This is a genomic window from Teichococcus deserti, from assembly GCF_001982615.1.
In the GTDB taxonomy this organism is placed as follows: Bacteria; Pseudomonadota; Alphaproteobacteria; order Acetobacterales; family Acetobacteraceae; genus Pseudoroseomonas; species Pseudoroseomonas deserti.
The window spans coordinates 1-2096 of sequence record NZ_MLCO01000546.1; the positions used below are offsets into that span (position 1 = coordinate 1).

The window sequence follows — 2096 nt, forward strand, 5'->3', positions numbered from 1 at the left end:
TTGTGATGTGTGTTGATATGTTTCTGTTTTTTTTTTTTTAAGCAGAAGACGGCATACGGGGTGGGGGCTAGTCTCGGGGGCTCGGGGATGTGTTTAAGAGGCAGGGTTCGTGCTGGGGGCGCAGACGCATTCCGGGCCGTTTTACGAGCGGGTGGGCTATTTGGTCGAAGGGGAAAAGTTTCTTGATGTAGGCATCCCCCATTTGTTCATGCGGAAGGCCAATTTGCAGAAATAGAAGGGGCGCAAACCTGTAGGTTTGGGGGGGGGATACTTCCCCCCCCCCCCCCAGCCTTTCTTGCTTTATGCCTTCTGGAAGGTGATCGGCTTGTTGCCGTCCCACAGCACCGAGCGGCAGATGGTGGCCAGCTTGTCGAGGTCGCCCTTGATGGTGAGGAAGTGGTTCCCCGCCAGCTGGCCGGCCTTGCTGGCGAAGCAGCAGGGGCCGTAGGCGACCAGGATCTCGGTCTCGCTCATGCCGCCCGGATGGACGATGACCTGGCCCGGGGCCGGATAGGAGGTCGCGTTCTCGTAGCCGATGCCGAGGTCGCGCTCGCCCATCGGGATCCAGCAGGCCTCGCCGGACCAGCGGACATGGATGATGCGGTCCTTGTAGGGCAGCAGGGTGCGGAAGCGCGCGACGGTGCGCGGCGCCGCCTTCTCCTCGAAATCGGCCAGGAAGATCTCGCCGCCGATGTCGATCGCGATGTCAGCCATTCTTTCCGTTCCTTCCTGGTCAATGGGCCTGGGTTCAGTCGGCTTCGGCGATCTGGCCGAGGCGGTAGGGATGCGCGGGATAGGAGCCCAGCACCTTCAGCTCGCGCGAGAAGAAGTCGAGCTCCTCCAGCGCGCGCTTCAGCCCCGGATGGTCGGGATGGCCGTCGACGTCGCAGAGGAACTGGGTGGCGGTGAAATGGCCGTCGAGCATGTAGCTCTCCAGCTTGGTCATGTTCACCCCGTTGGTGGCGAAGCCGCCGAGCGCCTTGTAGAGCGCGGCCGGGATGTTGCGGACGCGGAAGACGAAGGTTGTCACCGTGTTCACCGCCTCGACCGGCGGGCGGAGGGCCTCGCGCGACATGACGTAGAAGCGCGTGGTGTTGTGCGCCGCGTCCTCGACATTGTGGCGCAGGATGTCGAGGCCGTAGATCTCGGCGGCCAGCGAGGAGGCGATGGCGCAGTCCTCGGGATTCGGATGCTCGGCGAGCAGCTTGGCGGCGCCCGCGGTGTCGGCCTCGATCACCGGCTGCAGCTGCATGTCCTTCAGCAGGTTCAGCACCTGGCCGAGCGCCACCGGATGGCTGTGGGCGCGCTTCAGCCCCTCGAGCGTCGCGCCCTTGTTGGCCAGCAGGCAGTGCTCGACGCGCTGGTAGTGCTCGCCGACCGCGAACAGGCCGGAATCGGGCAGCAGGCGGTGGATGTCGGGCACCCGGCCGGCCAGCGAGTTCTCGCAGGGCAGCATGGCGAGCCCGGCGCGGCCGTCGCGCACCGCTTCCATCGCCGCCTCGAAGCTCGGGCAGGGCAGGGTGGTCCAGCCGGGATAGGCGCTGCGGCAGGCCAGGTCCGAATAGGCGCCCGGCATACCCTGGAAGGCGATCACTCCGCTCATTCTGGTCTCGTTTCCATCTGGCAGGAACCGCCCCTTCCGCAGGACGGAAGGGCCGGGAAAGGCGGCGGCCGCAGCCGGCGGCGCCACCGCCCGCGCCACCCTCCGCCGGAAGGGCGCCGGCGCTTTCGTCCCGGCGCCGGAGCGTCCCGATGGGGCAACGGGTTGAAGCGCCCGGCCTCTGCCACTATGGTCCGACCGCTTCTAGTCGAGGCCCCTGCCGCGCGCAAACGCGCTCCCTCGCTAGTCGAGTCGCATGGCTTTTGGGATGGGATGGATCGGCAGCATGAGCTTGGAGGTCAACAAGGCGTTCGCAGCCGTTCTGACCGCTGGTATCGCCTTCATGGTGGCGGGGCTGGTGGGCGAGACGGTGGTGCATCCGCACCGCCTGAGTAAGCCGGCGATCACCATCGAGGGTGTCGGCCAGGAAGCCGCGGCGCCGGCGGACAATGCCCCCGCGCTGGAGCCGGTTGAGCCGCTGCTGGCCGCGGCCAGC

Annotated in this window: 3 protein-coding genes and 1 pseudogene; 2 read left to right on the plus strand and 2 right to left on the minus strand. The window is 66.7% G+C overall.

Annotated features, from left to right (window positions below):
• The first annotated feature begins 109 nt into the window (after positions 1-109).
• Positions 110-235, plus strand: coding sequence for a hypothetical protein (locus BKE38_RS33975; RefSeq protein ID WP_474104358.1), 126 nt, complete (start codon positions 110-112; stop codon positions 233-235).
• Between the two features lie 65 nt (positions 236-300).
• On the opposite strand, the gene BKE38_RS29935 is transcribed toward BKE38_RS33975, so the two are convergent.
• Both BKE38_RS29935 and BKE38_RS29940 read right to left on the minus strand, forming a co-directional pair.
• Positions 301-714, minus strand: a complete 414-nt coding sequence (locus BKE38_RS29935; protein ID WP_076960701.1) for a DUF3830 family protein — start codon at positions 712-714, stop codon at positions 301-303.
• A gap of 34 nt (positions 715-748) precedes the next feature.
• Positions 749-1603, minus strand: coding sequence for a prephenate dehydratase (locus BKE38_RS29940; protein WP_076960702.1), 855 nt, complete (start codon positions 1601-1603; stop codon positions 749-751).
• A gap of 283 nt (positions 1604-1886) precedes the next feature.
• Between BKE38_RS29940 and BKE38_RS29945 the strand changes: the two are divergent.
• Positions 1887-2096 (plus strand): annotated as a pseudogene (locus BKE38_RS29945) (c-type cytochrome); the annotation flags it as partial.

What these genes read in the sequence shown, in the direction of transcription:
- BKE38_RS29935 (WP_076960701.1), bottom strand. Translation starts at nt 714, where the DNA reads ATGGCTGACATCGCGATCGACATCGGCGGCGAGATCTTCCTGGCCGAT.
- BKE38_RS29940 (WP_076960702.1), bottom strand. Translation starts at nt 1,603, where the DNA reads ATGAGCGGAGTGATCGCCTTCCAGGGTATGCCGGGCGCCTATTCGGAC.